Here is a 273-nt window from a genome sequence, read left to right on the forward strand (position 1 = left end):
GGCGAACCCCTGGACCTCGCGGGCTTCCGGAAGACCATCGACTTCTACCTCACGGCCGTCTTCAACGTCATGCGCCTGGCGGCCGCGGCCATCGCACGCCAGGAGGCGGTCGACGGCGACCGGGGCGTCATCGTCAACACCGCGTCGATCGCGGCGTACGAGGGGCAGATCGGGCAGATCCCGTACGCCGCCGCCAAGGGCGGGGTGAACGCGCTCACCGCCTGCTTGGCTTTCTAATATGCCGGGCACGGCATCCGGGTTGACTGGGGGGCA

The 273-nt window shown here is 69.2% G+C and carries 1 protein-coding gene; it reads left to right on the top strand.

Annotated features, from left to right (window positions below; translation table 11 throughout):
- A partial coding sequence (locus MFF40_RS28470) for an SDR family NAD(P)-dependent oxidoreductase (RefSeq protein WP_283206126.1) occupies positions 1-237 on the top strand: 237 nt, incomplete at its 5' end.
- Between the last annotated feature and the right edge of the window lie 36 nt (positions 238-273).

Source organism: Methylobacterium mesophilicum (assembly GCF_022179445.1).
Lineage (GTDB): Bacteria > Pseudomonadota > Alphaproteobacteria > Rhizobiales > Beijerinckiaceae > Methylobacterium > Methylobacterium mesophilicum.